The following is a 2,894-nucleotide window of genomic DNA, read 5'->3' as shown; positions in this document are numbered from 1 at the left end:
GCGATGTCAAGCCGAGTAGGCCTGCGGAGGAAGCATGGGAATAACACGGACACCCAATCAAAAACTGTCCTACATTTGGGTCTGATTTTGGAATAACAAATGATTAAAGAAGACACCCATTCAAAACCAATGCTCCAAATAAAGAAGACACCCATTCAAAACCAGCGCTCAGTGAGGGAAAAAACACGGATATCCATTGTAAAATAGGGTTAAAGGAGACACCTATTCAAAACCAATGCTCAGTGAGCGCCTTTTTCTAGTGTTTTGGTTTTCTTTCCACTATGTTGCTCTTTCCTGCACCTATACCAATGTCAATGTTTGGTCCAGTTCTCTTACTGTCAAAAATAAAGAAGACACCCATTCAAAACTAGGAACGGGGAATAGCACGAGGTTTAAATGCAGACACCCCATCAAGGATTTTCCTACATTTGGGGTTTGACTTTGGAAGGAACAATAGTACGGACACCCAATCAAAAGTACAGAGAATAGTACGGACACCCAATCAAAGAAGGCAAGTGCGTGGACACCCAATCAAAAACTGTCCTAAATTTGGGGTCTGAGTTTGGGAGAGGGGGTCTGCTAGTTTTAATCAAGCTGGCCGTGCTAACGTGCTTGATGCCAGTCTGCTAGCTCTGTGACAAATTAAAAGAGAGTAGAATTAAAAGAGACACCCATTCAAAACCAGCGCTCAGTGAGGGAAAAAACACGGATATCCATTGTAAAATAGGGTTAGAGGAGATACCTATTCAAAACCAATGCTCAGTGAGCGCCTTTTTTCTAGTGTTTTGGTTTTCTTTCCACTATGTTGCTCTTTCCTGCACCTATACCAATGTTAATGTTTGGTCCAGTTCTCTTACTGCCAGGCAATCTAATGTTGCTCTTTGTTTTTGGGCTATCTCAGCAATAAATACTTTATGCTGGCCTATCTGTTGGCTTGATACTAATATTTAATATTACTGCTGCTTCTTGGCTAGTTAAATCAGGCCCTAACAAAGCGTTGCCCCGGACAAACCTGTGAGTGCGGCTTTATATGTCAGTTCAATAATGGAGTCATAAATGAAAAAATACTTGAAAGGTATTGCATCGTTCGCACTATTGGCAATTGCCATTCCTTCACATGCAGATGGAGCAAGATGGACAGCCGCATCAGAGGTAATAAAAATTGTCAGCGTTGTTAATGGTGGTATAAATGTCCGCCTTTCTCCTGAGTTAAGTGGTTGCACTTCCCAAAGCGGATATGGTCCCAAGTACGCATCAGTTTACCCTGATCACCCAGCTTTAGACGCTATACACGCTAACCTTCTGGCTGCTTTTATGTCGGGTGAAAAGGTATCTCTATATCTGTCAAATGACACATGTAAAGTCGGTGAAATGGTTATTGGCGGCACTCATAGTGGACCTCGAGGTTCATAGGTATCAAAAATATAACAACTCGCTTCAAAACGGATGCAAACTATTTGGCTATCTTGCGGACTATAGACAAAAAATGTAGACATATATGGACGTTCCAGCGATGCCAATCCAAGTGGACAGGCGTTAAAATTAAATGAGATACCCATTCTAAGTTAGTAGGTTAAAGAAGACATCCATTCAAAACCAATGCTCAGTGAGAAAGCAAGTGTGTGAAGCAAGTGCGTGGACACCCAATCAAAAACTGTCCTAAATTTGGGATCTGAGTTTGGGAGAGGGTGTCTGCTAGTTTTAATCAAGCTGGCCATGCTAACGTGCTTGATGCCAGTCTGCTAGCTCTGTGACAAACTTGTCTATAGGAAGTGCATAAGCCTTATACTGGGTGTCCATAAAAGGTTCTCGTAAATGAAAGTCGATAACTTCCAAGCTAAGCTCAAGTTGTTAACATTAGTGAATTAAGATGCCCGGCATGAACATGAGGGGCGTTTTTTCTGAGCATATAGTGTAGGATGTGCCACACATGTTGTTATCTGTTTAGCTTTTTCGAACAGATTAGATAAAATAAAGCCGTATCTGTCCTTGATATTGATTTTAAATATGGATATCTGTGGATTATTAAGAATTAGACGTTGTAAAAATAGGAGTAATAAAATGAAAGTTTTGAGTTTTATGTTTGTTTTATTTTTATGCTTTAATGCTGATGCATCAGGCACAGTTAAAACTAAAATAAAGAGTTTGTGGGTAAATGATCTTGGAGCAGATGTCGTTTACCTCGAACCGGAAACTCCATTCCAATCTGTCTGCAATAGCAATGGCTCTAAATACTTTATAATTCATTTAGATAGAAAGAATATGACAGAGGTTTACTCTATGGCGTTAGCTGCATATATGTCTGATATGGAAGTAAATGTTGGAGGTAAGAATGAATGCAGCGGTACAAATGAAGTTTTAAGGTACATGTATCTCAAGAGATAATTTTATAGAAGTTAGAAATACAGATATGTATGGAGAAATATACGAAAATCCTTCGCTATCTGTTCTCAAAAACCATAAAACCACAGGTGCTAATTGTTATCTGTTATTTTAATGGTTTTTTTGAGGTAAATGTGAGCGCGTGGTTATCAAAAAAAGACACCCATTCAAAGGTATTAAAAGAGACACCCAACATTAAGTGTTGCTTTAATAGAGCTTTTCTGGGTGATTGCGAGTGCTATTTAGAAAGATAATTGAAAAATCACTGTGAGTAGGCTTCAAATATGAACAGCTTCTGCTAAACCTGCCTTAATCTCGTACCGTATGACATAGTTAAGTCCTGCCTGAGTGTGACAGTCATCATTTGAGTTTCAGGTAATGGGAATTCTAACCTAATAAGCGTTCACAATTAGCCAGGTTAGCGCGCCGCTTTTTTTGTAGGTGGGTGCAATATTTACTCATAGCATGACGCCTGCCTACTGCGCCGCGGAATACTTTGGTAAATTGCGTGG

Annotated in this window: 2 protein-coding genes and 1 pseudogene; 2 read left to right on the top strand and 1 reads right to left on the bottom strand. The window is 39.8% G+C overall.

Going from position 1 to position 2,894, the window contains the following annotated elements; genetic code table 11:
• Positions 1-1,056: 1,056 nt before the first annotated feature.
• Together MHN31_RS23950 and MHN31_RS23945 are read left to right on the top strand one after the other, a co-directional pair.
• On the top strand, positions 1,057-1,413 hold the full coding sequence (locus MHN31_RS23950) for a hypothetical protein (RefSeq protein WP_239445533.1): 357 nt from the start codon (positions 1,057-1,059) through the stop codon (positions 1,411-1,413).
• A gap of 648 nt (positions 1,414-2,061) precedes the next feature.
• The gene (locus MHN31_RS23945; protein ID WP_239445532.1) at positions 2,062-2,385 is read left to right on the top strand and encodes a hypothetical protein; all 324 of its coding nucleotides are present in this window, start codon (positions 2,062-2,064) and stop codon (positions 2,383-2,385) included.
• A 384-nt stretch (positions 2,386-2,769) separates the two neighbouring features.
• Here the strand turns inward: MHN31_RS23945 and MHN31_RS23940 are convergent.
• Positions 2,770-2,894 (bottom strand): annotated as a pseudogene (locus tag MHN31_RS23940) (transposase); the annotation flags it as partial.

The sequence above is a fragment of the Pseudoalteromonas sp. McH1-42 genome, from assembly GCF_022347845.1.
GTDB lineage: Bacteria > Pseudomonadota > Gammaproteobacteria > Enterobacterales > Alteromonadaceae > Pseudoalteromonas > Pseudoalteromonas rubra_D.
Note: the sequence above shows the minus strand (reverse complement) of the source record. Positions and strands in the feature narration are given on the sequence as shown.

Coding starts and splice junctions, on each gene's coding strand:
- MHN31_RS23950 (WP_239445533.1), top strand. CDS start 1,057: ATGAAAAAATACTTGAAAGGTATTGCATCGTTCGCACTATTGGCAATT.
- MHN31_RS23945 (WP_239445532.1), top strand. CDS start 2,062: ATGAAAGTTTTGAGTTTTATGTTTGTTTTATTTTTATGCTTTAATGCT.